Source organism: Vibrio agarivorans (assembly GCF_030409635.1).
Taxonomy (GTDB): domain Bacteria; phylum Pseudomonadota; class Gammaproteobacteria; order Enterobacterales; family Vibrionaceae; genus Vibrio; species Vibrio agarivorans.
The window spans coordinates 1,832,807-1,858,211 of sequence record NZ_JAUFQF010000004.1 but is presented as its reverse complement, the minus strand read 5'-3'; the positions used below and the strand labels follow the sequence as shown (position 1 = coordinate 1,858,211).

Here is a 25,405-nt window from a genome sequence, read left to right as displayed (position 1 = left end):
GCAAAAGACTGAAATGAATAAAAATACTTCACCATCCGAACAAGCACAGACAGAAGCCATGTCGATTGCACGCGCGACACAAAAAGCGGGGCAAACCAAAGAGCAAACCAAACTGATAGCTCAAGGCATCGCTAAAGGTATCGCACAGTATAAAAAGCAGCAAAAAGAGAGAAATCGCAAAGCAGACAAGGCAAAAAAACAGGCCAAGAGAGAAAAAGCGAAAACTTCCAGTGACTTGGTAATGCAACAACCAAGCCCTACACTCAATGAAGACTCGAATAAACTCGCTCTGCTGCCATGGGCATTACTGGCCATTAGCTGGGTTGGATTTATTGCTTTTTGGATGAGTAGATAATGAACACAACAAAAATCACGCAAGCCATATTATCTTGCTTTACTGTCGTGATGCTACTGGCTGGCTGCAGCACACCCATGGCTACATTAAACGGCGATGCTGATCAGATTGAAGTGCGTATCGACGGTAACTTTGACCCACAAAAATGCCAATGGCTAGGCGATGTCACTGGCAGTGAGGGGCATTGGTATAGCTATCTGTTCTTTACCAACGATGTTATGGTCCGTGGCGCGGTGAATGACCTACGCAACAATGCACAGCAGTTAGGGGCTGACACGGTATATATGATTAACCCGCAAGACTTCGTCACGTCATTTACAGTGTTCGGCACTGCTTATCAGTGTCAGCGTTAACCCGTCGCTTTTTACCAGAAATAAACTCATCAACACATAATATGAAAAAGACCTGCACATGGCAGGTCTTGAATATGACACATTGATGATGGAGTCATTAAGCATTAATGCTTGTGACAATATCCGTCTTCTTCGAGACAACCCAGTGACTATCAAAAGGTCCCCAATCAGAAAGACGATAGTAACCATCATTATGACGGCGGCCATCCTGAACAAAATTTAATGAAATGCCAATGCCAGGAAGCGCCTTAAGTACGTCTTGAATAGTACGTCGTGGCCAACCAGTTAATTCAATTAGCTTAGGAACGTTTGGGCGCTCCTCGCTATCCACTAATAAAGCAATATACAAACGTCTTGCGAAAACAGGACTCAGTTCCATTGATACCTCCTAAATATCTCTAGAACATTATTCGCGTTCTTGATTGTAATTGTTTGTTTTTGATCAAATATCTTCTCAACTTACATAAAATAAATGCAATCAATTGAAGTGAATCAAGTTAAATGATTGAAAATTAACAAAATCGACCAATATTGAATTAATATTTGATAACTTTATTTACATTTCTGTTGCTCAATTACGGCTTTAAGCTCATTCATTTGGTGGCTCAATTTAGTAATCTGTTGTTTTAGCTCATCTAATTGTTGGTCATCTTTACTTGATTCTTCTTCAACAAACCAAGAAGCGACAAAGCCAGTAAACGTACCAAATAGCCCAACGCCAGATATCATCAACATCGTCGCTATCACTCGACCACCACTGGTGACTGGATAATAGTCGCCGTAACCAACTGTTGTCATCGTGACGAACGACCACCACAGCGCATCTATCGCATTATTAATATTTGAGCCTTCAGCACCACGCTCAAACTCCAATATCCCCACCGCACCAAAGATCATCAAAATAATCGACATCGCAGCAACCAAGGAAAACGTCCCTTGCATGCGCGAGCGCAGCACAAACGTCAATAACACTTTCACCGAGCGGATGGCGCGCAATATTCTTAGAACTCGAATTACGCGAACTAAACGACCATAACGGAAGGCATCTAGCATTGGAATACTCGATAATAAGTCTATCCACCCCCATTTCATAAATGCCCATTTGCTCTTGGCACGATAAAAACGAATAGAGAAATCGAGTAAAAAGAAGAAGCAAACAAAGTGATCGGCCATCCTCAAAATTTGTTTCACATCCTCTTGTGGCAAAAACAGATGTTCAAATAGTAGAGCTAGCAACACATACACTGAAAGAATCAGCGTAAATATCTGAAAGGGGCCAATCTCTTCAATATCATCTCGGGTGGCTTTTATTACCATCATGATCCTTATTGAGCGCAATGTGTCTTTATTGTCGCTCTCTGTATTCAAAATATAGTGTCAGCTTTTTACCAAAAATCGGAGTGTGACTTGGTATATATAGATGATGCACAACACATCACGCAACCGTTATTATCAATATTGTCATTCACTTAACTCGCAAATCAAACCTGCAGTAACGAGGTTGTCCACAAGTTACTGGCTGCCATATAGGAACGTAGAAATTTGCACAACGATAACAGGCGAAGTGCCTATAAACGCTAGACACAGCAAGGGCTCCGTTGTTACATTCACTGCTTCAGTTTTCAATAAGTAGGATGCACTATGACGATTACCATGTACGGTATCCCTAACTGTGACACGATAAAAAAAGCAAAGCGCTGGCTCAGCGACAATGATGTCACATTCGATTTCCACGATTACCGCAAGCAGGGTATCGACCAAGCGTTAGTCACACGTTTTTGCCAAGAGTTAGGCTGGGAAACCGTGGTAAACAAACGCGGTACTACCTATCGCCAATTGAGTGACGAGCAGAAGCAAACGCTCAATGAAAGCAGTGCCATTGAACTGCTTGTCGCCTCTCCGGCTATGATCAAGCGCCCCATTCTTGAGGTGGAAGGTAAACTGCATATCGGTTTTAAAGCCGACCAATATCAAGCTCTATTTTAACTCTCAGACACATAGATTTGGAGGCTGAATAACTCACCTCCAGCGTTAAGGAAAACAGAATGACAGATAGCCCTGTATTATCCCTGGCTAAAGACCTAATCAGCCGCCGCTCAGTCACCCCTGAAGACGCAGGCTGCCAAGAGGTCATGATCAACCGCTTAAAAGCGCTTGGTTTTGAAATTGAAGTAATGGTGTTTGAAGACACCACGAACTTTTGGGCGAGACGCGGCAAAGCGGCACCACTATTTGCTTTTGCAGGCCACACCGATGTGGTTCCATCGGGCCCTGAAGAACAATGGCACACCCCTCCTTTTACTCCCACTGTTATCGAAGACCATCTGCATGGTCGCGGTGCTGCCGATATGAAAGGGTCTTTGGCCTGTATGATTGTCGCGGTTGAACGCTTCATTGAACAAAACCCGAATCACACTGGTTCAATTGGCTTTTTGATCACTTCTGATGAAGAGGGTCCATTCATCAATGGCACAACACGTGTTGTCGATACCCTAATGGAACGCAATGAACTGATTGATATGTGTATTGTGGGTGAACCCTCAAGCACTCATCATGTTGGTGATGTGATAAAGAACGGTCGTCGAGGTTCAATCACCGGAGACCTGACAGTAAAAGGCACACAAGGTCACGTAGCCTACCCTCACCTAGCAAATAACCCAGTACATCAAGCGCTGCCGGCGCTAGCAGAGTTAGCTGCGACAACATGGGACAATGGCAATGACTACTTCCCACCAACGAGCTTTCAAATCCCAAATCTCGCGGCGGGTACGGGTGCATCAAATGTGATTCCTGGTGAGTTTGAAGTCCAGTTCAACTTCCGCTTCAGCACCGAGTTGACAGACGAAGACATTAAGCGTCGTGTCCACTCAACACTGGATGCACACGGTCTCGATTACGATCTGAAATGGACATTGAGCGGTCATCCTTTCCTTACAGACAAAGGCGAACTACTCACTGCCGTGGTTGATGCGGTAGAAGAAGTAAACCACAAACAGCCTGAGTTGCTCACCACAGGTGGTACCTCAGACGGTCGCTTTATTGCACGTATGGGCACTCAAGTTGTCGAACTTGGTCCAGTCAACGCGACGATTCACAAGGTCAACGAGTGCGTGAGTGTGCCTGATCTTGAAAAGCTCACCGATATGTACGAGAAAACACTCTTTAACCTGTTGGTGAAATAAGTATGACACCCAGCGAACTGATTGGCGCATCTCAGCAACATCTCGTTGAATGCCTTGTGGGTAAGAAGCTTTTTCTTGTCCACCCGAGCGCGATGCAAGACTTACTGAGATTAAAACGTGCGGCTAATGACGCTGGGTTTGATTTTTGTATCGCCTCGGGCTTTCGCGACTTTGAGCGACAGAAAGCGATTTGGAACGCTAAGATGCAAGGCGCACGTCCAGTGTTCGACCAAGATGACCAACGCGTTGATATCAGCACTTTGTCTGAAGACGAAAGGGTCAGTTTAGTTTTATTGTGGTCAGCCCTGCCCGGAACCAGTCGACACCACTGGGGATGTGATTTTGATGTCTATGATGCTAACTTCACCTCTGCCGCGCAGCCTCTTCAATTGAATCAGCAAGAGTATCTTGTTGGCCCCCAAGCCTCTTTCTATCAGTGGCTCAAAGAAAATGCCCCCGCTTATGGTTTCTTTTTTCCCTATGATGGTCAACAAAGCGGTTATCAATTTGAACCTTGGCACCTTAGCCATCGCGCAACTTGGCAAAGTATCAAGCAAACGCTCAACAAATCGCAGATGCTCGATGCACTAACTGGACAGGGTATACTGGGTGAACAGAGCATCGTGAAGCGCTTTGATAGCATCTATACTCACTATGTGATGTCTGTAAATGAAGGAGACCACGATGAGCTTTTTGACTAACCCTTGGGTCATCAGTATTTTGGCAATGGGTTTTATTCTCGGCAATATTCTAGCTCTGAGAAAGGTCTCTCAAGTGCAGATGCGTAAAACCAAAACCATGACAGACTTAGACAAACTGAGTGAGCTTGAGAAAAAAAACCAGCAGCGTATTGATGCGATACAACAGAATCAATCTAAATCTGCTGAGAAAGAGGCGACTAAAGAGAGCACTAACAACCAATAATGTTCCTTAGCCTGTTTGATCTAATAGCTATAAAAAAAAGTCCCTGCAGGGACTTTTTTTTTACTGTAAGCACATGCTGAAGTTATTACTCACTCACTAGTGCTGCGATGACCGGCGCCATATCTTGCAGCAACTCTTCTGCCACAGGCTTGCCTTTTGAGTCGGTAATATTGATTGAGGTACGGTTGCCTAGATCACCAAACAAGAAGGTGTAGACACCCGCTTCAAGGTTAACTGGCTTGACGCCAATCTCTTGCCAGAACTCATCATCCTGAGCCGCAAAACGCGCTTTCATTTGACCTTGAGACTGGTTACGTTCTTCAATCGTAAAGCCCATGTTAGGCATCAAGCTAGGTAGACGCTGCCACAAAACATTATATTGAGTTCGTGCAATAATAACCGGAAGACCGCTTCGGTCAGTACCCATGGTGATAGGGATCTGCTTCACCAACTCTTGCGCTTTGCGCTCGGCTTCTTCACGAAGTTGCTGGTCATAACGAGCCGTCACTTGATTGGTCATCAAGGCGTTGTAGCGCTCTTTATTAGTCGCTGACACTGGCTTGACTGTGCCGGCTTCTTTCCAATCAATCAATGAAATCTTAAAGCCATAACGGTTGTTCGCTTCAAAACGAGTGATCTCATAACGACTGCCAAGCTCTACGTCTTCGTCTTCAGAGTTCCATGTTACCCAACCAGTTTCTACTCGATCGTTGGTTTGGTTCACAATGTCCGTATTAGTATTCGCCAGCATACCTAACATGGTCTGCCAAACGCGCTCTTGCTCTTCACCACGCAGCAACCACAACGTCGCTTCGCCATTATCGCGCTCAACTCGCGCACCTGGGATCAGCTCTAAAATTTGCTGTGGCGGTCGAATATCGACACTACGGCCAATCTCGCCTTGATACTCACCTTGTGGAATGCGGTAATTCGGGTAAACCTCAACCTGTGAGCCTTCAGCAGCCTTCCACTCCGTCAGTTCAGGTGTGTTTAGGTATTCAAAATCATCCTTGGCTTGGCGGCGCTGAGACGCACTACCAGAACAAGCTGACAAAACAAAAACAGCTAGAGATCCAACAACTAGCTGATGAGAAAATTTCATTTTCGCTCCTAATTGTGTCGGCTCGCAGCCGACACTTTTGAAGATAGATAACTTAATGGCTCAGCATTCGCCACTAAGAAACTAGTAAATACAAGCTTCTGTCATCGCCTGTGCCACTGTTGGCTGCGAAGCTTCAGAAAGTTGGGTCAATGGTAGGCGTAGATCACCATTCGCTATCAAGCCAAGTTTATGTGCAGCCCATTTTACTGGGATTGGGCTTGATTCAATAAATAGGTTTTTGTGTAGCGTCATCAAGCGTTGATTGATCACTTCCGCTTCGTCGAACAACCCATCTTTCGCTAGATCAAACATTTTTGCCATATCTGCAGCAGCAATGTTGTTTGTTACCGAAATTACACCTTGGCCACCTTGACGCACAAAATCGAGCCCTGTCGCATCATCACCACTTAGTAAGATAAAATCTTCGCCACAAAGTTCACGATGAATAGCAATTCTTGATAAATCACCTGTCGCATCTTTCAATGCCACGATGCTATCGATTTCAGCAAGGCGTGCGACCGTTTCTGGTTTTAGGTCTACTGCGGTGCGACCCGGTACATTGTACAGGATTTGCGGTACATCGCTCTCTTCAGCAATCGCTTTGTAGTGTAGGTACAGACCTTCTTGGGTCGGTTTGTTGTAGTACGGTGTCACACTGAGGCAAGCGGCAATACCTGAATTGTTCAGCAATCGGCTAAATGTCACTGACTCATGAGTCGCATTGGCACCCGTGCCCGCGATCACGGGAATACGCCCTTCAGCGAACTCCACCGTTTTTAGAACGACTTTGACATGCTCTTCGACAGTCAGGGTAGCAGATTCGCCCGTGGTCCCTACTGCAACAATGCCTTTTGTGCCCGCTGCCACATGGTACTCAACCAGCTTCTTCAAGCTAACGTAGTCCACTTCACCATCGTGATTGAAAGGGGTAATTAACGCGACGATACTTCCTGAAAACATGACTATCTCCCTAATTAGTTTCTTCTGGCATGTTACTGTAGCTTCCAGAGGAAAAACAAGCGCAGATAAGTCAATATATTCACAAAAGCTGTGATGTTTTGCGCCAAACAGCAAATTGCTTGTCGTTTTACCCATTTTCCGCACTCAAAATAACCAACCTGAGCCGAATGGGATGGCTGTGTAAAGTGAATGTGCTACCATTCGATCCATAAAGGAATTATCTAACATGGCATTGAACTATGAACCAACATCTTGTTATTACAGCGGTCGGTAGCGACCGACCAGGTGTATGTAATCAACTTGTTCATCACGTCACCTCTGCTGGATGCAATATTATCGATAGCCGCATCGCGCTTTTTGGTAGCGAATTTACTCTGATTATGTTGATTTCTGGTAGTGCGCCTTCGGTCACTCGCGTGGAAACAACGCTGCCCATACTCGGGCAAGAGCTCGACTTGATTACAATCATGAAGCGCACATCTGAACACACAAAAACCAGCAATGATTATAAACTCGATGTAGTAATCGAATCTGATGACCGTATTGGCCTAACCGAACATGTGACACAATTTTTCGCTCAACGAGACATCGGCCTTGATGCCCTCAGCGCACAAACCCTTTCAAAACACAAACTCGGCGCAGACCAAGACCAGTTCCATATCTCAATCACGGCCTCTGTAGGCGGCAGCTATAACCTTATGGAACTGCAAGAACAGTTTGATCAATTTTGCTCAGAGCTTGGTATAAAAGGCTCACTGAATTTTATAAAAAGCAGTCAATAAAAAGGAATACACATGAACACGCTTCAAGCTGGTGATAAAGCACCAGATTTCACTCTTCAAGATCAAAACGGTGAATCTGTTTCTCTCAGCGACTTTGCTGGAAAAAAGGTTTTAGTTTACTTCTACCCTAAAGCCATGACTCCTGGCTGTACCGTTCAAGCTCAAGGCCTTCGTGACACTAAAGCGGAGCTTGATGCGCTAAACGTCGTTGTGCTTGGTATCAGTATCGATGCCGTTAAACGTCTAACAAAATTTGTCGAGCGTGATGAGTTAAACTTCACACTACTTTCTGATGAAGATCATGCAGTTGCAGACCTTTTTGGTGTGTGGGGTGAAAAAAAATTCATGGGAAAAATCTATGACGGTTTACACCGTTTGAGCTTCCTCGTGGATGAAAGTGGCACAATTGAACACGTATTTAATAAGTTCAAGACCAAAGATCACCATGAGGTGGTATTGAACTATTTGAAAGGCGAATAACGCGTTTCAAACACAAAAAAGACGAGGCTGTTCGTGATTTCTCACAAGCTCTCGTCTTTTTAATTTCTGCTTTCTACTGGTTGTCGGCATCACAGCTATGGCATATTTGTAGCGCGATTTCGTGCTCAAACACCGCTTTATCATTGCCTTGTGCTAACTGCTCTGCGATCTCGTCCGCGACTTCTTTTTCATCTTCCGCTTCAACTTGTTCTGCAAGCTCATCTTCACCGTAGCCAAAAAAGTTAAGCAATAAGTAATCGCGAGCTTCTTCTTTGCTGCACGTAACGTTCACTGCAATATCTGGTTCAATATTACCCTGTGCAACAATGGCAGCTACTTGCGCTAATACATCTTCTTTCATGGCCGCTGTCAGCCAGCCTAGATCAGTATCAACTTTCGTTTTCTGGCAGTTAAAACAAGGCAGTGAGTGAAAGTAATATTGAAAATCGTTCATGGGTAAGCTCATCTATAAATGTGACATAGCGCGATTATGCGCTTTTTGTCGCAAAATACTATCGAAATAGACCGAAGACCCGTTAGTAGCACATTTTTCATTGTATAAAAAACGAAAAAAAGTCAGCGCAAGATACGCTGACTTCTCAATTTAACGATGTATGGCACTATGTTTCGAACAAGCAACTCATACGAACATTAAACAACAAACTTGTTCAGCAGTTGCTCCTGTTGATGAACGCTATCGATTTGTGACTGCATCGCATCATTAGCATTCGCCGCTGAATCAACGACTTGTGTTGATAGGTCTTTAATCTTCACCGTGTTGTTATTGATCTCTTCTGCAACCAAACTCTGCTCCTCTGCCGCCGACGCAATTTGCAGGTTCATGTCAGAGATGTGCTGAATCGACTGGCGGATACGCTCAAGTGCACTGTTTGCCCCTTGTGCTTTTTCTACCGCTTGATTCGCTGTAGTGCGGCTTTCCGCCATTGCCGCAGACACTGAGCTTGCGCCAGCTTGCAGCTGTTCGATCATCGTACGGATCTCAGTCGTCGACTGTTGTGTGCGCTGTGCCAGTGTTCGAACCTCATCGGCGACAACAGCGAAACCTCGACCCGACTCTCCCGCACGCGCCGCCTCTATTGCCGCGTTCAATGCAAGTAAGTTAGTTTGGTCAGCAATATCATTGATAACTTTCAAAATTGTCTCAATATTGGCCGTTGCCGTTTCTAAACCCTGAACTTCCTCTACCGCTTGCTCGATTCGTGCAGATAAAGCGTCAATCGATGTGGTGGTTTGCTCAACAATACCAGAGCCGTCTGACGTGGCAGTATCCGCTTCTTGGGCTGCTGCTGCTGCACCTTGTGCGTTGTTTGCTACCTCTGTCGCCGTCACAGACATCTCGTTCATTGCCGTTGCGAGTTGCTCTAACTCTTGAAGCTGTGACTGCATAGCCGAAGAAGACTGCTGTGAGTTGTGTACCGTTTTTTCAGTACCCATCAGAATATCAGACGAGATCGCTTTAGAAGCGATAATCTGCTGCTGAAGGCTCTCAGTAAAGGTATTGAAATTATGTGCAAGCTCAGCAAACTCTTGATCGGTATTAGTGTCTAGTCGCTTGGTGAGATCGCCCTGTCCCGATGCGACATCTTTCAGTGCTTCGTTGACTTCCTTAAGAGGCTTGAGCAGGGTTTTAATCAATAGACTTAGCGCAACGATGCTCAGCAACACACCAACAAACGAATAGAAAATGGCACTGTTACGTAAACTATCAACCGCAGCAAAAGCAATGCCTTCGTCAACAATTGCCCCGACATACCAGTTTTCATTTGGCATATGTGCAAAGTTAACCAGGTAGCTCTCACCATTAATTTCATATTCAGACAGGCCTTCGCGAATCGATACGTTGGGAAGGAAGGTGTTCATCGGTTCGCCATTAAACTCACTGTTTGGGTGAGCAATCGTCGTACCTGTATTGGTGACAATAAACAGGTAGCCCGCATCCATTAGGTTAATGTTGTTGGTAATATCAGCTAGTCCTGAAAGATCGACGTCAAAAAACATCGCTCCAATAAACTGGTTGCGCTTCTTTATTGAACTCGCAATTGAGATGATAACTGCATCAATAGAGTCATCATAATAAGGTTCAGTAATAACCTGTTCAGTACCTGCACGCTTTGCATCGGTGTACCAAGGACGCTGCCTAGGGTCATAACTTGCGTCTACTTCCCAGTCATCATCGTTTTCCACCATTGAGCCATCATTTTCATAGCCAAGCCCTGCGGCAATGAAATTGGTTTTGATTTCTCTACGTTCAATTAGTGCGCTCACATATTCTTTATCTATTGGATCATAGTCTGATGCTTCAACCGCTATTTGAGCTAATGAGCGTTTATTATCAATCTCTCCCTGAACCGTATTCTTAGCACTTGAAAGCATTTCATTTAGGCTACTGCTTACTAGGGCTTCAACCTCTCCACGCACCGTTCTTACTTGCTGAAAAGATAAAAGTGATACGGTTATCAGCATCAACACCGATGATGCAGCCACAATCTTTTGGCTAAATTTCATTACTCTTCCTCAATAATAATATAAGCACACTTTGTTATTAGTTTTATATGCCAATCTCGCATAGTTTAAGCACACGTAAACAATGTAAAGTAAACGACTTATAAATGTTATCGGCATGCCGTTCGATTAATTGAGGAAAATTTTAAATTATCAATAATAAATTTAAAATATATATGAAACAGAAAGTTACGGAATAGGCAAATAAAAAAGGTGACCACTTGGGCCACCTTTCAATCATTTGCAGACTTAGAGATTTCGTTTATGAACCCACTACTCTTCTAACAGCTCTTCGTTACTTGGTAACGCATTCCATACTGCTTTCACTAGTGTCGCAAGAGGGATCGCAAAGAATACACCCCAGAATCCCCACATGCCGCCAAACACGAGAACAGCAACGATGATAGACACAGGGTGCAGGTTAACCGCCTCAGAGAACAAGATAGGCACTAACACATTGCCATCGAGTGCTTGAATGATCCCGTAAGCAATCAGTAACCAATAGAACTCACTACTCAAACCGAATTGAAACAAACCGACAACGGCAACCGGCACGGTTACCGCAGCAGCACCGATATAAGGAATCAGTACAGAGAGGCCAACAGCGACTGCGAGCAATATTGAGTAACGTAAATCGAGAAGGGCAAACGTAATATAACTCACACCACCGACGATAAGGATTTCTAATACCTTACCGCGAATGTAGTTTGAGATTTGCTCATTCATTTCGACCCAAACTTTGGTCGCAAGACGACGATTATTTGGTAACACACCACTCAACATTTCGATCATTTCGCCTTTGTCTTTCAATAAGAAAAACACCAAGAGTGGAACCAACACTAAATAAACCGCTAACGTCGCCAAACTCACTAGCGAAGCCAACGAGCCTTTCACTACCGTCTCACCAAAACCAAGCACTTGGTTTTTAGTATTGTCTGCAATCGTCTCAACAATTTGTAAGTTGGCAAGCTCTGGGTAACGTTTTGGCAGTGTGCTAATGAACTCCTGCAAATCGGTGTACATTTTCGGTACATCATTGACTAGGTTAGAGATCTGCTGCCATACAGTTGGTATCAGACCAAACACCGCCAGCAGCATCAAACCACAAAAGGTCACCACAACCAATATGACTGAGGGCGTTCGCGGAAGGCCGATACGACAGAGTTGATTTACCGGCCATTCAAGTAAGTAGGCAAGAACAATCGCCACCAGCAATGGGGCAATTAGACCACCAAAAAAATAGATCGTGATAAAGCCAAATATCAGAATAGCCGCCAGACTAACAGCATCTGGATCAGAAAATCGCCTTTTATACCAACGACGCACCATATCAAGCATTGATTAATTATCCTTGTTGAGCGAGATAACGCTCTCGCTATCGTTATGTTCTATCGAATAACAGAAGTTGTGTTTCACCAAATAACGCTCAATGTCTTGGCACGAGCTTCTATCTTGAACTTCAATACGAAGGGAAACCTTGGCAGGTGCTTGAGCAACAAACCGCTTAGCAAGCAGCAGCGCTAGAGGACAACGCTGCTGGCGCAAGTCAAGAACCGTATCTGGCATCAAAACAAAACCTTGGTGAACATCAAGTCATTGTATCTTGTTTTTATATAAGCAAAAAGATTTATGCCAAAGTAAACACTTGATACACGTTCCATGCTACTAATCCCACAATGAAGTGATACACTGCATTTTGTTGAAACTCATTGTCATTAAAACTGTCAATGATATGTACCCTACTCGTAAAGTAGGGACAGAAATGTAGATGGATAGATATCCAAGCTGTTATGGAGTAACCGTTATCAACACGTTTTTTCGTCCACGTTCATTGCTCGCACTCACATTAAGTGCCGCATTAACCCTTCCCACGAACGTGAACGCAGATTCTATCGAACTGCCAAGTATAGGGACAACTGCCGGTGGCACACTGACCATAGACCAGGAGTCTATCTACGGTGAGGCGTATATGCGCATGCTGCGTAATAGCTACCCTATTGTGAATGACCCGGTGCTCAACGAGTACATCGATTCTCTCGGGCATCGCTTGGTCGCCAATGCCAATGACGTGAAAACGCCATTCACCTTCTTTATGATCCGTGACCGCAATATAAACGCTTTTGCGTTTTTTGGTGGCTATGTGGCGTTGCACACAGGTCTGTTCCTGCATGCACAGTCAGAAAGTGAACTCGCATCGGTAGTTGCGCACGAAATTGCTCACGTCACGCAACGACACCTTGCTCGATCGATGGAAGACCAAGCTCGCCGAACTCCGGCGACTATCGCTGCACTTGCTGGCTCATTACTGCTGGCGATTGCTGCTCCTGAAGCGGGCATTGCGGCGATTACCGCAACCACGGCAGGCAGCATGCAAAGCCAAATTAACTATACGCGAAGTAATGAAAAAGAAGCAGATCGCTTCGGTATTGCAACTCTGGCAAAAGCGGGGTTTGAACCCGACGCGATGCCACGATTCTTCAGTCGACTGGCGGATGAATACCGCTATGCTAGCAAGCCGCCGCCCATGCTTTTGACACACCCACTGCCTGAAGACCGTATTACCGATACACGTGAGCGAGCACAGCAATATCCTCCGATGCGAATTATCCCATCGATAGACTATCATTTAGCTCGCGCACGCATTGTGGCTCGTTACGCGGGAATCAACAGTGAAGCCGCGCTCGACTGGCTAGACCGAACTCAACGCCGCGCATCGTCAGACATCAAGCCTGCCTTTGATTATGGCCGCGCACTCGTGTATCTCGACACACGCAAGCTCGATCAAGCAGAAGAGTTGCTGACCAAACTGCTGCGCAGTGACCCCACTAATAACTTTTATCTCGATGCCATTTCTGATCTGTATATAGAGAAAGGTGAGCCTGAGGTTGCACGTCAAAAACTTGAAGCGGCACTCAAAAATAAACCGCGAAACAGTGTATTGAGTATTAACCACGCCAATGTGCTGATGAAACAAGAGCAGTATCAAGAAGCGGCACGAGCTCTGCAGCGCTACACCCATGACAATCCTGAAGATGTCAACGGCTGGCACCTGCTCTCTGAGGCCAGTGATGCTTTAGGACGCAACGATGAGGACTTAGCTGCTCGCGCTGAGATCCTTGCGCTCAAGGCGAACTGGAATAAAGCAATACAGTTTTATTCTCAGGCCAGTCAAATTGCCGAGCTGGGTAGCCTAAAACAAGCACGCTATGACGCAAGAATTGATCAACTCATGGAGCAACGTGACCGTTTCCTTAACTTAAGATAACGCCACTGCTTCAAAATAATAAATAGAAAGGAATTCGTATGTCAGTCACCATTTATCATAACCCTCGCTGTTCTAAAAGCCGCCAAACACTGGCGCTAATTGAAGAGCAAGGCATTGAACCTGAAGTGATTAAATACCTAGAAACACCACCAACGGAAGCCGAGCTTCGCACTCTATTCGAACAGCTCAAACTCGACACTGTGCGCGATATGATGCGCGTTAAAGAAGATGTCTATAAAGAGCAAGATCTTAAACAAGCTAACGACGACGCTCTGTTTGCTGCGATGGCCCGCCATCCGAAACTGATTGAGCGACCAATTGTGGTTAACAAGGGTCAAGCGAAATTAGGCCGACCACCAGAGCAAGTGCTAGAGATCCTATAATGGCTCAACTGCTGGTACTGTATTACAGCCGCCACGGCAAGACGCGCCTATTGGCGCGTCAAATTGCACGCGGCATAGAAACGGTAGCTGGATGCGAAGCAAAACTCGCTACCGTTGCTGAATTTGACGTTTCAAATCAAGCAACTGATCCTATCGTGACTAAGCAAGATCTCCGTGAATGTGCAGGGCTCGCGATGGGCAGTCCGGTCTGGTTTGGCAACATGGCTGCGCCTCTAAAACATTTTTGGGATCAAACCAGTGATATCTGGGTCAAAGGTGAGTTGATAGATAAACCGGCCTGTGTTTTTACCTCTTCATCCAGCCTGCATGGTGGTCAAGAGACAAATTTGCAAAGCATGATGCTGCCGCTGTTTCATCACGGCATGCTAGTGATGGGGATTCCCTACAGTGAACCCGCCTTGCATGAAACCCAATCAGGGGGCACACCCTACGGCGCATCGGCAGTCGGTGATAGCGCTCAACTGACGGCACATGAGTCAGAGCTGGCACAGCGTCTTGGTGCACGGTTAGCCCATGCAGCCGTACGTCTTAAATAGCTTTTAGTCGCATTAGACCCCTTCAAGGAAGATAAATCATGGAACCGATGAGTGAGAAAACCGCCCGTTTTCGTCTCGGCGCTCTCGCGTCAAATTTGGGATTACTCGCCTTAATCGTCTTATGGCAACTGACTCTATCACCCCACCCTCACCTCAATGCGTACACGTTAGCAATCGCTTGGTCTATTCCGTTACTGTTCCCTCTTCCGGGCATCTTAGCTGGCAAGCCGTATACGCACGCCTGGGCAAATTTTGTCTTAATGCTCTACTTCCTACATAGCTTAACCATTATCTATATCGATGAAGGTGAACGTTGGCTGGGTGTTACAGAGTTGGTGCTAACAACACTGGCGTTTGTATGCAATATTCTATTTGCACGCATGCGTGGTAAAGAGTTGGGGTTGAAACTCAAAAAGCTCTCTGAGGTCGAGAAGTCAGAGCGTAGCCGTTATGGTTCTGAATGAGTGGGGAAACAAGCTTTAAAGGCAGTACAACGGGACAGTTAGTCTTGCAACGCGTCATGCTGAGGTCACTCAGGATCTAACTCATTGGCCCCTTAATTTGCCTACGCGTGAGAAGTAGATTCCGCATCGAGTGCGGAATGACATTTTAGGCTGTGATTCTTAATCTATTCGGGTTATTTAGTCTATTCGAGTAATAAAGGTCTGCTCGTCGTTCACAAAAGCTACAAAGCCACCATGGTAGATAAACACCCGACCTCGGCCTTCAACGAGGCAAGCAAGCTGCGGGTTCAAATCTTCTTGGTTGTCCGGGCTTTGAAAAGTGCCAGTATCCGTGATGACACCTCTAAGCGGGGGCAAATAGCCATAAGTGCGCTTGGCTTGATCAATCAGGCTCAATTCGCTGGCGCTAGAAAAGCAGCGAGGAATCACACCCGCATCTTCGATAAATAGAGTTTTTAGTTCTTCAAAAGCGGTAATCACCAGCCAGTCGATGTCGTTTACACGATGGATAAACATTAGATATCTCAATAATTGCGATGCGGGGATTTTAACACTATCAGGAAAGAACAGTGTAGAGGTTTAGGCATTTTGCTAGTGGTGTTCTTTCTAGGCAAGGCCTGAAGTTACAGCGTGAGTCCCCACAGTACAATACCTAGCCTTCCTGATTTAACTAGTGAGTTAAACAAATCATAGATTGATTTGATTAAGAGAAATAATCGAATCATAGTTTGAGTAGATAAACGCCCAAAACCAAAAAGGGACTCCACCGGAGTCCCTCTTACATCAAATCAACACAAAGCTCGCATTACAAACTAAACACTATCTCACCGGAGCTTTGCTCGTTTGTCACTTCTGGCAACTGTGTTGGCACTGGAGCTTGTTCGTCTTGTACTACTTCAGCTCCGTTTTCAAGCTCTGGAAGCTGCTCTGGTTGTGGTGCGAACTCATCTTGTGTCGCATCAACTGTAGCGGTCTCTTCGCTTACGCTTGCTTCTTTATGGGCTTGGATAGCACGTAGCACTGACTGTTCAAAGTCAGCACGAGAGGCGAGCAGTTCGACCTCAAATGTCACAGTATCTGAATGTACCTCAAGTAAATTTGCTGTCGCGACCGTGCTGAGATCTTCTAAGCCTTTTTCGAGTTTGAAAAACTGCTCTGCTGACGAGACATTTTCAAACGTGACCACGGTTTTACCTGAGGTTTCTTGACTCACAACCACGGCATCTTTGTTCGAGTAAAACGCAGCAATATCATCAACGATGCGTTGCGCTGATGTATTCGCGGGGTAAGAGTTGTTCATTGTTGCTCGAAGGCCTTGTGCCGGAGCTTGATCGTAGAGTGTCCAGCGCACATTGTTACCATCATTGCGAAGCACTAATACGGCATCGGCTGGGTAGCGTTGACTGGTTTGCTCAATGACATCTTCGAAACCGCCCCAAATATCAGACACTTCGATATTGGTCATGTCTTCAAAATCACCGAGTGGGAACGTCAGCGGTAAACCGCGTTGTTGAGCACTGTCACGTAGTGTCGACATATAATTGGTGTTGGCATAATCCCAGCTGATGGCACGCTGGCCTGCTTCCTCTTCCGCTAGCCAAACCAAGACGGTTTTTCTTTGTGCCGGCCAATAAGGAAGCTGTGCTTGTGTTAGCAACGCTTTGATGCGTGGCTCACTGAACACCAAACGCACTTCTTGATCGTCACCACGCGATGCATAGCTAATTTGAGTAATGTATTGAGAAGTCTTACCCATTGCCTTTCTAATGACAGGGTTGCTTGCTGCATTAGCGTCACCAGACGCTCTGATAATGACTTGCTCTAAGCCCTTGGCACGAGCTTGCTGATCACCATTTTCTGCCTCTTGGTCAATCACAATAGATGATTGATAAAGATTCACCTGAGTCATTGCCAACACAGGAAGGCTGACCAAGCTCATTAATAACAAAGCAATATTTCGCATACTTGTCCTAATTTTGCTAAAGCAAAGGTCTTATGACCTTATAAACATCTGATTTTAGTATCGCTAAGTCGATGATAAGCAAGTCTTAGCCTATCAGCAAGTTTACTCGGCAGTTATTGACGCAAACTTAGCACCGATAACATTGGCTAACTGCTCTGGGGCGAGTTGGATCTCTAAGCCTCGTTTGCCAGCGCTGACCCCAATCTCAGATTGAGGCTTTGCAGTCGCATCAATAACCGTTGGCAATCTCTTCTTTTGTCCGAGTGGGCTGATGCCACCCACTACATATCCTGTGACCGACTGAGCGATGGCAGGATCTGCCATTATCGCTTTTTTCGCCGATAATGCTTTTGCTACCAGTTTAAGGCTCAGCTTGCACGCAACTGGCACAATCGCAACGCCAAGTTTTTTTGGATTGCCATCGAGGGAGACCAGCAGTGTTTTAAACACACTGTCAGCCGATAGACCAAGCGCCTGAACTGCCTCTAGTCCGTAGCTTTCGGCTCTTGGATCGTGATGGTATTGCAGTACCTTATGAGGGATTTTCTTTTTTTCTAGTAGTTTGATGGCCGGAGTCATGAGGGTATTCAATAAAAAAGTGGTGTCATGAAGACACCACTTTGCAAGTAAATCACTCTAAGGTCAATACGGTAGGTTATTTGTAAACCATCTGACCTGTTGGCGCATATTGGTTCACATCTATTGGGCTATTAGATTCTAGATACTCTTTCAACACTTCAGCATCAACAAACCCGGTATTTACGTGACCAGGGTGCCCTGTCAGCACAGGATAACCATCACCACCAGCAGCGTTAAAGCTTGGGATAGTAAATCGGTACGTCTCATCCATACGAAGCTGCTCGTCACCGATAAACACGTTAGAAACTTTACCTTCTGAGACCGTCATGCTGATACCTGCAAACTGCGCATACGCACCAGAATCGACGGGTTTGGTTGCGACCACATTAAGGTAATCCAGCACTTCCTGACCTGTCATATCGGTATAGGTGACAATATTGCCAAATGGCTGCACTGTGAGCACATCTTTGTACGTCACATCACCTGCTTCGATAGAATCACGTACGCCTCCTGAGTTCATCACACCAAAGTCTGCTTTCGCTCTTTGCATGTGCGATGTGGCAATCAAGCGGCCCAAGTTTGTTTGCTGAAAACGCACCACGTTTCGATCCCCTTCCAACTTACCGTTGGTTTGGGCGATTTTCTCATTAAGCTGAGCTTGGCCCTGCTCTTGGAATGGACGTAAAAAGTCAAGCAGTTCTTGGTCTTGAGCGATTTGGTCACCAATTAACACACGTTGAGACTCTCCATCCACCTTAATTTTCTTCTTCAAGTTCACCGGCACTAGATCATAGCTCACCATGTTGAGCTCACCATTCTCAAACTCAAAATCGGCACGGCCTACATATTTCCCCCACTCATGAGCCTGCACGATATAGGTACCATTCTGTACATCTGGCTTGCACTCATCACCCGGCTTAAAGTTACGGTTGTACATGTTCGGCCCTTCCATACAGACCGGCTCTTGAGAGTGACCACCGACGATCATGTCAAGGTCACCCTCTTGCATATAGCGCGCTAGTGCGACATCACCGGGAGCATTGACGCCTCGGTTACCATTTTCATAGTGACCCATGTGTGTCACCGCAAAGATCAAGTCTGGCTTTTCTGTCTTTTTCAACTCGGCAATAAGTTGCTTCGCTTCTTGTTTCGGGTCACGAAAGTCAATACCACCGATAAACTCTGGATTACCAATCTTTGCAGTGTCTTCGGTCGTTAAGCCAATGACCGCAATCTTGATGCCTTGTTTGGTAAACATCTGATAAGGTTGGAACATGCGCTCGCCAGTCGCCTTATCGTAAATGTTGGCAGAGAGCATTGGGAAGTTAGCCCACTCAATTTGCTTTGCCAGCACATCTAACGGGTTGTCGAATTCGTGATTACCGAGTGCCATCGCATCATAGCCAATGATACTCATACCTTTAAAATCAGGCTCTGCATCTTGTAGGTCCGACTCAGGAACACCAGTATTAATGTCTCCGCCGGAGAGCAGTAATACGCTCCCTCCTTCTGCTTCTATCTCAGCACGCATTTCATCAATTAGCGTTTTTCGTGCCGCCATGCCATATTCACCATACCGGTTCTGCCAGAAGCGGCCGTGGTGATCATTGGTGTGCAAAATAGTCAGACGATAAGTGGTATCGACTTCCCACTCTGGAGCAGATTGAGAAGCGCAGCCTACGAGCGCGGCCATGATAGCGGCACTTAACGTAGCCTTTAACATTCGGCGATGAGTCATATTGATTACCTTATTTTATTTTTTAGTCTATCCACTGCTGCTGGTATTAGGCGATAAAGCGCTCAACATCAACAAAAAACATGATTGAGTCTAAATGCTTATCCAGGCTATCTCACTCCCCTCTCACAAAAACGTGCCGCAGATCACTAACATAACCATCACAAAGTCATTACTTTGTAGGCCTAATTGTTTCAGACATAAAAAAAGCGAGCCGAGGCTCGCTTATGTTTGTTCATTTTAATTCTAGCGAATATCAATGTGCTCAAAGCCTTTAATAAGATCATCAAGGGCTTTCATTTGGGCTAGGAATGGCTCTAGCTTGTCTAGTGGCAACGCCGAAGGGCCATCGCAAAGTGCTTTCTCTGGATTCGGGTGCGCTTCGATAAATAGGCCAGCAATACCAGTCGCAAGACCAGCTTTAGCAAGTTCTACTGTCTGTTCACGACGACCACCAGAAGCCGCGCCTGATGGGTCACGCATCTGCAATGAGTGAGTCACATCAAAAATGATTGGGCTGCCTTTTGATGCTTGCTTCATTACGCCGAAACCAAGCATATCAACCACAAGGTTATCGTAACCGTGGCAAGCACCGCGTTCACATAGAATCACATTGTCGTTGCCACACTCAGCGAATTTCTCAACAATGTTACCCACTTGACCTGGGCTCATAAACTGAGGTTTCTTGACGTTAATTACAGCACCAGTCTTCGCCATCGCCTCAACCAGATCGGTTTGACGTGCAAGGAACGCAGGTAGCTGAATAACATCAACAACATCAGCAACCGGTTGTGCTTGTGCTTCTGTGTGTACGTCAGTAATGATTTTCACGCCAAAGGTATCTTTCAGCTCTTGGAAAATCTTCATGCCTTCTTCAAGGCCAGGGCCACGGTATGAGTGAACAGAACTGCGGTTCGCTTTATCAAAAGACGCTTTGAATACGTAAGGGATACCTAGCTTTTCTGTCACTTTTACGTAGTGCTCACAGATCTGCATCGCTAGATCACGAGATTCCAGTACGTTCATACCAGCAAATAGAGTAAATGGCTTGTCGTTTGCGACAGGGATATCGCCAACGTGGACTACTTTTTGTTCCATAGTGATTCTCTAATTATTTTCGGCAGGGATTTGTCTGCCTGTTAGTGTAGTACAACTTCCTTACGACTCATCAGATTCACTTGAGTCTTAAGCAGCTCTGCCGCTGGGTCTTCAGGGCATTGATCAATAAAAAACTGATAGTCATTCAGGGCAACATTATGACACTCAAGTTGCTGATAGATAAAGCCACGGTCGCGGATCTCATACGGATCATCTGGTACAAACGTCAGTGCTAGGTCAGTACAACGCAGCGCTAGCGCAAAGCTCTCTTCACGCAAAAGTGCACTTTTTAATAGGGCCAGCCAACGACCAATCACGGTTGCGTTATCGGTCACTTCCAAATCCGCGGCGCTGATTTTTGCTAATGGGCCATCATGCCCCACGAGCCAAGCACGCATCGTGTGTGTCGTTACATACTCACCATTGAATGGGTTAAGGTAGCTATGCTGGCCATCTTGCCAATCAATACGCAACACAAATTGAGTCGGAAAAGCGATACCGTGAACACGAAAACCGAGATGGCGGGCAACGTACATTAAAATAGCGCCTAAGCTGACCGGGATGCCCTTACGGCGTTCGAGCACTTGATCCACAAAGCCATTATTTGAGTGAAAGTAACTCTCTTTGTCACCTTGAAAACCCCAGTCGGAGTAAAACAGGCGTAACAAACCCTCAAAGCGAGTTTGCTCATGGCGCTCTGCCACTAGTGCCAGCTCAGCCTCTTTCAATAGTCGACTGAGCTCTTGATGAGCCCAATGCACCTGAGTCTCAGGATTGATCGCTTCATTGAGAATCAATGCCCCTTCGACTAACTCAATCGAATCAAAATCTTCGTCAAACAGTTCTTGCATGGTGTTCCTACAGACTCTTAATGAAGGTCAATTAACCGAAAAACAGCGGTGTTTTCGTTACTGCGATTTTACCAGCCATCGCTAACCATCCCATCGCACCGAAAAATGCAAAGGTACGCAATAAGTTATTTTTTGCTAATTTCAACGAAAAGAAGCCAAGCGCAATGTAGGCAAATACACAGGTAAACTTCTCAGTTAACCATAAGCCTTGTGGTGTAAACGGCACAAAACCGGTAATCATGATAAGCACAAGCCCTGATATCAGTAATACGGTATCATTGATGTGCGGAAATACCTTAAAAAACTTCGCGTTAGTCAAACCTGAGCTTGCCATCATCATCGCATAGCGAACCGTTAACAAAGCGGCGCTCAATGCAATCGTTAACAGGTGAAGATGCTTAATTCCTTCGTACATAACTGTTCCTATTCCTTTATGTTCCACTGACCGAGCGTTACACGGTCATTGTCACCAAAATCTTTCTCGGTTGACACGCTGTCAAAGCCAAACTCAACCAATATTTCGCGTACTGCTTCACCTTGTTGGTAGCCATGTTCCAATAGCAACCATCCGCCTGTGGCAAGATATTGCCGAGCGTGTTCAGTGATGTAACGAATATCGGCAAGACCATTGTCATCGGCAACCAAAGCCGTTTTTGGCTCAAAGCGCACGTCACCTTGGTCTAAGTGCGGATCAGCCGCGTCAATGTAGGGTGGATTTGACGTGATAACAGCAAACTTTGCGCCAGGTTGAATCGGTTCATACCAACTGCCCTGCATAAACTGTGCATTGTGCAGTTGCAAACGATCACGGTTCTCACTGGCTAACTCAAATGCGCTTTGCTGAAAGTCGACGCCAAATACCTGCCTTTTCGGCAACTCTGACGCCAAAGCCAATGCAATCGCACCGGTACCTGTGCCTAAATCCAGAATATCGCCTTCTTGATCCATCGCTTTATCGAGTGCAAGCTCGACCAAACGTTCTGTATCTGGACGGGGAATGAGCGTCGACGTGGCCACTTTTAAGTTCAGTGACCAAAACTCACGAAAGCCGAGAATATAAGCCATAGGCTCACCCTTCTCACGACGTATCACGAACAACTCCAGTTGCGACAGCTCTTGCTCCGAAAGCGCTTTTTCTGGCCAAGTTAAAAGGTAACTTCTTGGCTTATCCAAGATATGACAAAGCAGCAGGGAGGCATCCAAAGAGGGAGACTCACTGCCGCTCTCAACCAAGCGAGCCGTTATCGCTCGCAAGGTAGTATCGATACGTTGTGTAGACATCGAATTAGTTATTTTCAGCCAATGCAGCTAGCTGATCCGCTTGGTGCTCTTGAATCACTGGATCAACCAATGATTGCATATCGCCCTCAAGCACTTCATTTAGACGGTAGATAGTCAGGTTGATACGGTGGTCTGATACTCGGCCTTGTGGGTAGTTGTATGTACGTATACGGTCACTACGATCGCCAGATCCTAATAGGTTACGACGCGTATCAGACACCTCTGCAGCGCGGCGTGCTTCTTCAGCCTGTACAATACGTGCCGCAAGAACCGACATCGCTTTCGCTTTGTTCTTATGCTGAGAACGCTCGTCCTGACACTCAACTACTGTCCCGGTTGGTAAGTGAGTAATACGGATTGCAGAGTCGGTGGTGTTAACGTGCTGACCACCCGCGCCTGATGCACGGAAAGTATCAATTTTCAGGTCTGCCGCTTTAATTTCTGGCAAGTCCGCTTCTGGAATTTCAGGCATTACCGCTACAGTACAAGCAGACGTGTGCACACGACCTTGAGATTCGGTTTCAGGCACACGCTGTACGCGGTGACCGCCTGACTCGAACTTCATCGTACCGTAAACGCCATCGCCACTGACTTTTGCGATCATCTCTTTATAGCCGCCCTGCTCTGACTCGTTGCAGCTCATCACTTCAACACGCCAGCCTCTCTTTTCTGCGAACTTAGAGTACATACGGAATAAATTACCCGCGAAGATACCTGCTTCATCACCACCCGCACCAGCACGGATCTCTAGGAAACAGTTGCGCTCATCGTTCGGATCTTTTGGAAGAAGAAGGATTTGAAGCTCATCGTTTAGGCGCTCAATCGTCTCTTTGGCTTCTTTAATTTCTTCTTGCGCCATTTCGCGCATCTCTTCGTCGTCTTCTTTTGCCATCTCTTCTGCCGCTTCAAGATCTTCTTGAGCTTGCTGATAGGCTTGGAAACACTTGGTGACCTCTTCAAGCTGTGAGTACTCGCGTGACAGCGCACGGAACTTGTCCTGATCGCCAATCACATCGGGATCACCCAGCAGGTGTTGAACTTCTTCATAACGTTCAACGAGCGTTTCTAGTTTCACTAAAATTGAGGCTTTCATAAGTGTCGTCTTATCTGGTTGTTATCCATGAGAGGCGTCAGTATCTAAACCAAGCGACTCTCGGATAATTTGTAGTTTATCGTGTTGTCCTTCTTGCGCCGCTTGCTGCATCGCTTGCGTCGGGGTATGGATCAACTTATTGGTGAGCTTATTACTCAGCTCTGTAAGCACTTTTTCAGGGTCAGTACCAGAAGCCAAAGCTTGCAGGCCCTTTTCTAATAGTGACTTACGAATTTCATGCGCATTATCACGGTAGTCACGAATCCCATTCACCGACTTGAGTGAACGATGCCAGTCCATGAAAACTGTGCTCTCTTCTTTGACTATCGCTTCTGCTTGCACCGCCTCGGCTCGGCGTTGTTCTATATTTGAATCTACTATCGATTGTAGATCATCCACCGTGTAGAGATAAGCGTCATCAAGATCGCCCACTTGAGACTCAATATCACGCGGCACCGCAATATCAATCAATAGCATCGGTTGATGTTTACGTGTCTTAAGTGAGGTCTCCACCATGCCTTTACCGATGATAGGTAGAGGACTTGCAGTAGAACTGATCACGATGTCTGCTTTCGCTAAGTGGTCAGGGATCTCACTTAAAGAGATCACTTCAGCACCAAACTCAGTTGCGAGGCCTAGCGCACGCTCACGAGTTCGGTTAGCAACAATCATCTTACTGCAGCCATTACTCGACAAGTGTTTTGCCACCAACTCAATGGTTTCACCCGCACCGACCAACAACACGGTAGATTTGGCCAGTGACTCGAAGATATGCTTTGCCAGCGTACAAGCCGCATAAGCCACCGAGACTGCTGAACCACCGATATCGGTTTCTGTTCTAACCCGCTTCGCAACAGAGAAGCCTTTCTGGAACAGTTTTTCAATCGACATATTGACAGATTGATGCGTTTTCGCGTCCGCAAAGGCTTGTTTTACCTGCCCGAGAATCTGAGGCTCACCCAACACCAACGAATCCAACCCACACGAAACACGCATTAAGTGCGAAATTGCATCAGCGTCTTGGTGAACATAAATACTCGAACGAAGCTCACTGGATTCCACTTGGTGAAACTGGGTTAGCCAATCGACAAGCGCACGTTCATCATGAGCACTAACGTCACAATAAAGCTCGGTGCGATTGCAGGTAGAGAGGATCACACCACCATCGATACCATCAACTTGCTTGAGTTCAGATAAAGCCTGAGACAGCTTATCGGGACCAAAGGCGACTTTTTCACGCAACTCTACAGAAGCAGTATTGTGGTTGATGCCAAGAGCAAGCAAGGTCATGAAATAGAGGTTCTCTGTTGATGAGGGGAACAAATAAGAGCCGAATTTTACTTGATGCCCCTGTAGATGAAAAGAGCTGTAACCCGCTTTTATGCGCTTTGACTGTCCTATGTGTTTATCAGACAACCAATTTTAGTGATATAGTTGTAGTTTCTTGGTCGCTATTTTACTGAATTATCGCCGCG

General features: G+C 45.9%; 30 protein-coding genes. 12 read left to right on the top strand and 18 right to left on the bottom strand.

Annotation, left to right across the window (positions count from 1 at the left end):
• The first annotated feature begins 13 nt into the window (after positions 1–13).
• Positions 14–355 carry a DUF2956 family protein gene (locus QWZ05_RS17140; RefSeq protein WP_264876972.1) on the top strand — a complete coding sequence of 114 codons (342 nt, stop codon included), beginning with the start codon at positions 14–16 and terminating at the stop codon, positions 353–355.
• Positions 355–708: a DUF4156 domain-containing protein gene (locus tag QWZ05_RS17135; RefSeq protein ID WP_390216858.1), complete on the top strand. Its 354-nt coding sequence runs from the start codon at positions 355–357 to the stop codon at positions 706–708. The genes QWZ05_RS17140 and QWZ05_RS17135 overlap by 1 nt, the downstream gene beginning before the upstream one ends.
• 97 nt (positions 709–805) lie before the next feature.
• On the opposite strand, the gene QWZ05_RS17130 is transcribed toward QWZ05_RS17135, so the two are convergent.
• Together QWZ05_RS17130 and QWZ05_RS17125 are read right to left on the bottom strand one after the other, a co-directional pair.
• Entirely contained in the window at positions 806–1,087 is a 282-nt protein-coding gene (locus QWZ05_RS17130; protein ID WP_264876971.1) for a winged helix-turn-helix domain-containing protein, read from the bottom strand.
• 173 nt (positions 1,088–1,260) lie between these two features.
• Positions 1,261–2,028 (bottom strand): ion transporter, encoded by a 768-nt coding sequence (locus QWZ05_RS17125; RefSeq protein WP_264876970.1) that lies wholly within the window; start codon positions 2,026–2,028, stop codon positions 1,261–1,263.
• Between the two features lie 321 nt (positions 2,029–2,349).
• Between QWZ05_RS17125 and QWZ05_RS17120 the strand changes: the two genes are divergently transcribed.
• From QWZ05_RS17120 to QWZ05_RS17105, 4 genes are read left to right on the top strand one after another with little or no spacing between them, the layout of a single operon-like run.
• A complete protein-coding gene (locus QWZ05_RS17120; RefSeq protein WP_264876969.1) occupies positions 2,350–2,694 on the top strand; it encodes an ArsC family reductase in 345 nt (114 codons plus the stop codon).
• 59 nt (positions 2,695–2,753) lie between these two features.
• Complete coding sequence (gene dapE, locus QWZ05_RS17115) at positions 2,754–3,890, top strand: succinyl-diaminopimelate desuccinylase (RefSeq protein WP_264876968.1); 1,137 nt, start codon at positions 2,754–2,756, stop codon at positions 3,888–3,890.
• Between the two features lie 2 nt (positions 3,891–3,892).
• On the top strand, positions 3,893–4,591 hold the full coding sequence (locus tag QWZ05_RS17110) for a M15 family metallopeptidase (protein ID WP_290299635.1): 699 nt from the start codon (positions 3,893–3,895) through the stop codon (positions 4,589–4,591).
• Positions 4,575–4,814, top strand: a complete 240-nt coding sequence (locus QWZ05_RS17105) for a DUF2897 family protein (protein WP_290299634.1) — start codon at positions 4,575–4,577, stop codon at positions 4,812–4,814. The genes QWZ05_RS17110 and QWZ05_RS17105 overlap by 17 nt, the downstream gene beginning before the upstream one ends.
• 85 nt (positions 4,815–4,899) lie before the next feature.
• On the opposite strand, the gene bamC is transcribed toward QWZ05_RS17105, so the two are convergent.
• Both bamC and dapA read right to left on the bottom strand, forming a co-directional pair.
• On the bottom strand, positions 4,900–5,916 hold the full coding sequence (gene bamC / locus QWZ05_RS17100; RefSeq protein ID WP_289960807.1) for an outer membrane protein assembly factor BamC: 1,017 nt from the start codon (positions 5,914–5,916) through the stop codon (positions 4,900–4,902).
• 81 nt (positions 5,917–5,997) lie between these two features.
• On the bottom strand, positions 5,998–6,876 hold the full coding sequence (gene dapA / locus QWZ05_RS17095; protein ID WP_264876964.1) for a 4-hydroxy-tetrahydrodipicolinate synthase: 879 nt from the start codon (positions 6,874–6,876) through the stop codon (positions 5,998–6,000).
• A gap of 239 nt (positions 6,877–7,115) precedes the next feature.
• Between dapA and QWZ05_RS17090 the strand changes: the two genes are divergently transcribed.
• Positions 7,116–7,658: a glycine cleavage system transcriptional repressor gene (locus tag QWZ05_RS17090; RefSeq protein ID WP_290299630.1), complete on the top strand. Its 543-nt coding sequence runs from the start codon at positions 7,116–7,118 to the stop codon at positions 7,656–7,658.
• A 12-nt stretch (positions 7,659–7,670) separates the two neighbouring features.
• Complete coding sequence (gene bcp / locus QWZ05_RS17085) at positions 7,671–8,138, top strand: thioredoxin-dependent thiol peroxidase (protein WP_290299627.1); 468 nt, start codon at positions 7,671–7,673, stop codon at positions 8,136–8,138.
• 73 nt (positions 8,139–8,211) lie between these two features.
• On the opposite strand, the gene QWZ05_RS17080 is transcribed toward bcp, so the two are convergent.
• The 4 genes from QWZ05_RS17080 to QWZ05_RS17065 all read right to left on the bottom strand — a co-directional run bounded on the left by QWZ05_RS17080 (position 8,212) and on the right by QWZ05_RS17065 (position 12,227).
• Positions 8,212–8,592 (bottom strand): hypothetical protein, encoded by a 381-nt coding sequence (locus QWZ05_RS17080; RefSeq protein WP_290299625.1) that lies wholly within the window; start codon positions 8,590–8,592, stop codon positions 8,212–8,214.
• A 197-nt stretch (positions 8,593–8,789) separates the two neighbouring features.
• Complete coding sequence (locus tag QWZ05_RS17075; RefSeq protein WP_290299621.1) at positions 8,790–10,664, bottom strand: methyl-accepting chemotaxis protein; 1,875 nt, start codon at positions 10,662–10,664, stop codon at positions 8,790–8,792.
• Positions 10,665–10,934: 270 nt separating this feature from the next.
• Positions 10,935–11,999, bottom strand: a complete 1,065-nt coding sequence (locus tag QWZ05_RS17070) for an AI-2E family transporter (protein WP_264878209.1) — start codon at positions 11,997–11,999, stop codon at positions 10,935–10,937.
• A 3-nt stretch (positions 12,000–12,002) separates the two neighbouring features.
• Positions 12,003–12,227: a sulfurtransferase TusA family protein gene (locus QWZ05_RS17065; protein WP_264878208.1), complete on the bottom strand. Its 225-nt coding sequence runs from the start codon at positions 12,225–12,227 to the stop codon at positions 12,003–12,005.
• Positions 12,228–12,429: 202 nt separating this feature from the next.
• Between QWZ05_RS17065 and bepA the strand changes: the two genes are divergently transcribed.
• The 4 genes from bepA to QWZ05_RS17045 are packed head-to-tail and all read left to right on the top strand — an operon-like array spanning position 12,430 to position 15,330.
• On the top strand, positions 12,430–13,926 hold the full coding sequence (gene bepA / locus QWZ05_RS17060; RefSeq protein WP_264878207.1) for a beta-barrel assembly-enhancing protease: 1,497 nt from the start codon (positions 12,430–12,432) through the stop codon (positions 13,924–13,926).
• Between the two features lie 38 nt (positions 13,927–13,964).
• Positions 13,965–14,309: an arsenate reductase (glutaredoxin) gene (gene arsC / locus QWZ05_RS17055; RefSeq protein WP_264878206.1), complete on the top strand. Its 345-nt coding sequence runs from the start codon at positions 13,965–13,967 to the stop codon at positions 14,307–14,309.
• The gene (wrbA, locus tag QWZ05_RS17050) at positions 14,309–14,866 is read left to right on the top strand and encodes an NAD(P)H:quinone oxidoreductase (protein WP_390216859.1); all 558 of its coding nucleotides are present in this window, start codon (positions 14,309–14,311) and stop codon (positions 14,864–14,866) included. Before arsC ends, wrbA begins: the two co-directional genes overlap by 1 nt.
• A 38-nt stretch (positions 14,867–14,904) precedes the next feature.
• Complete coding sequence (locus QWZ05_RS17045) at positions 14,905–15,330, top strand: DUF2069 domain-containing protein (RefSeq protein WP_290299617.1); 426 nt, start codon at positions 14,905–14,907, stop codon at positions 15,328–15,330.
• A gap of 177 nt (positions 15,331–15,507) precedes the next feature.
• Here the strand turns inward: QWZ05_RS17045 and QWZ05_RS17040 are convergent, their stop codons facing one another.
• The 10 genes from QWZ05_RS17040 to hemA form a co-directional block, all read right to left on the bottom strand.
• Positions 15,508–15,846, bottom strand: a complete 339-nt coding sequence (locus QWZ05_RS17040) for a cytosolic protein (protein ID WP_290299616.1) — start codon at positions 15,844–15,846, stop codon at positions 15,508–15,510.
• Between the two features lie 289 nt (positions 15,847–16,135).
• On the bottom strand, positions 16,136–17,293 hold the full coding sequence (locus QWZ05_RS17035) for a DUF2066 domain-containing protein (RefSeq protein ID WP_290299614.1): 1,158 nt from the start codon (positions 17,291–17,293) through the stop codon (positions 16,136–16,138).
• A 102-nt stretch (positions 17,294–17,395) separates the two neighbouring features.
• The gene (gene ybaK / locus QWZ05_RS17030) at positions 17,396–17,872 is read right to left on the bottom strand and encodes a Cys-tRNA(Pro) deacylase (RefSeq protein WP_290299612.1); all 477 of its coding nucleotides are present in this window, start codon (positions 17,870–17,872) and stop codon (positions 17,396–17,398) included.
• 76 nt (positions 17,873–17,948) lie between these two features.
• On the bottom strand, positions 17,949–19,610 hold the full coding sequence (gene ushA, locus QWZ05_RS17025) for a bifunctional UDP-sugar hydrolase/5'-nucleotidase UshA (protein WP_264878201.1): 1,662 nt from the start codon (positions 19,608–19,610) through the stop codon (positions 17,949–17,951).
• Between the two features lie 243 nt (positions 19,611–19,853).
• On the bottom strand, positions 19,854–20,705 hold the full coding sequence (gene kdsA, locus QWZ05_RS17020) for a 3-deoxy-8-phosphooctulonate synthase (RefSeq protein ID WP_264878200.1): 852 nt from the start codon (positions 20,703–20,705) through the stop codon (positions 19,854–19,856).
• 41 nt (positions 20,706–20,746) lie between these two features.
• The gene (locus QWZ05_RS17015) at positions 20,747–21,556 is read right to left on the bottom strand and encodes a SirB1 family protein (protein WP_290299609.1); all 810 of its coding nucleotides are present in this window, start codon (positions 21,554–21,556) and stop codon (positions 20,747–20,749) included.
• Between the two features lie 31 nt (positions 21,557–21,587).
• Complete coding sequence (locus QWZ05_RS17010; RefSeq protein ID WP_264878198.1) at positions 21,588–21,971, bottom strand: SirB2 family protein; 384 nt, start codon at positions 21,969–21,971, stop codon at positions 21,588–21,590.
• An 8-nt stretch (positions 21,972–21,979) separates the two neighbouring features.
• Positions 21,980–22,837 (bottom strand): peptide chain release factor N(5)-glutamine methyltransferase, encoded by an 858-nt coding sequence (gene prmC, locus QWZ05_RS17005; RefSeq protein WP_290299606.1) that lies wholly within the window; start codon positions 22,835–22,837, stop codon positions 21,980–21,982.
• 4 nt (positions 22,838–22,841) lie between these two features.
• A complete protein-coding gene (gene prfA, locus QWZ05_RS17000; protein WP_264878196.1) occupies positions 22,842–23,930 on the bottom strand; it encodes a peptide chain release factor 1 in 1,089 nt (362 codons plus the stop codon).
• Between the two features lie 21 nt (positions 23,931–23,951).
• Complete coding sequence (gene hemA, locus QWZ05_RS16995; protein WP_290299604.1) at positions 23,952–25,220, bottom strand: glutamyl-tRNA reductase; 1,269 nt, start codon at positions 25,218–25,220, stop codon at positions 23,952–23,954.
• Positions 25,221–25,405: the final 185 nt, after the last annotated feature.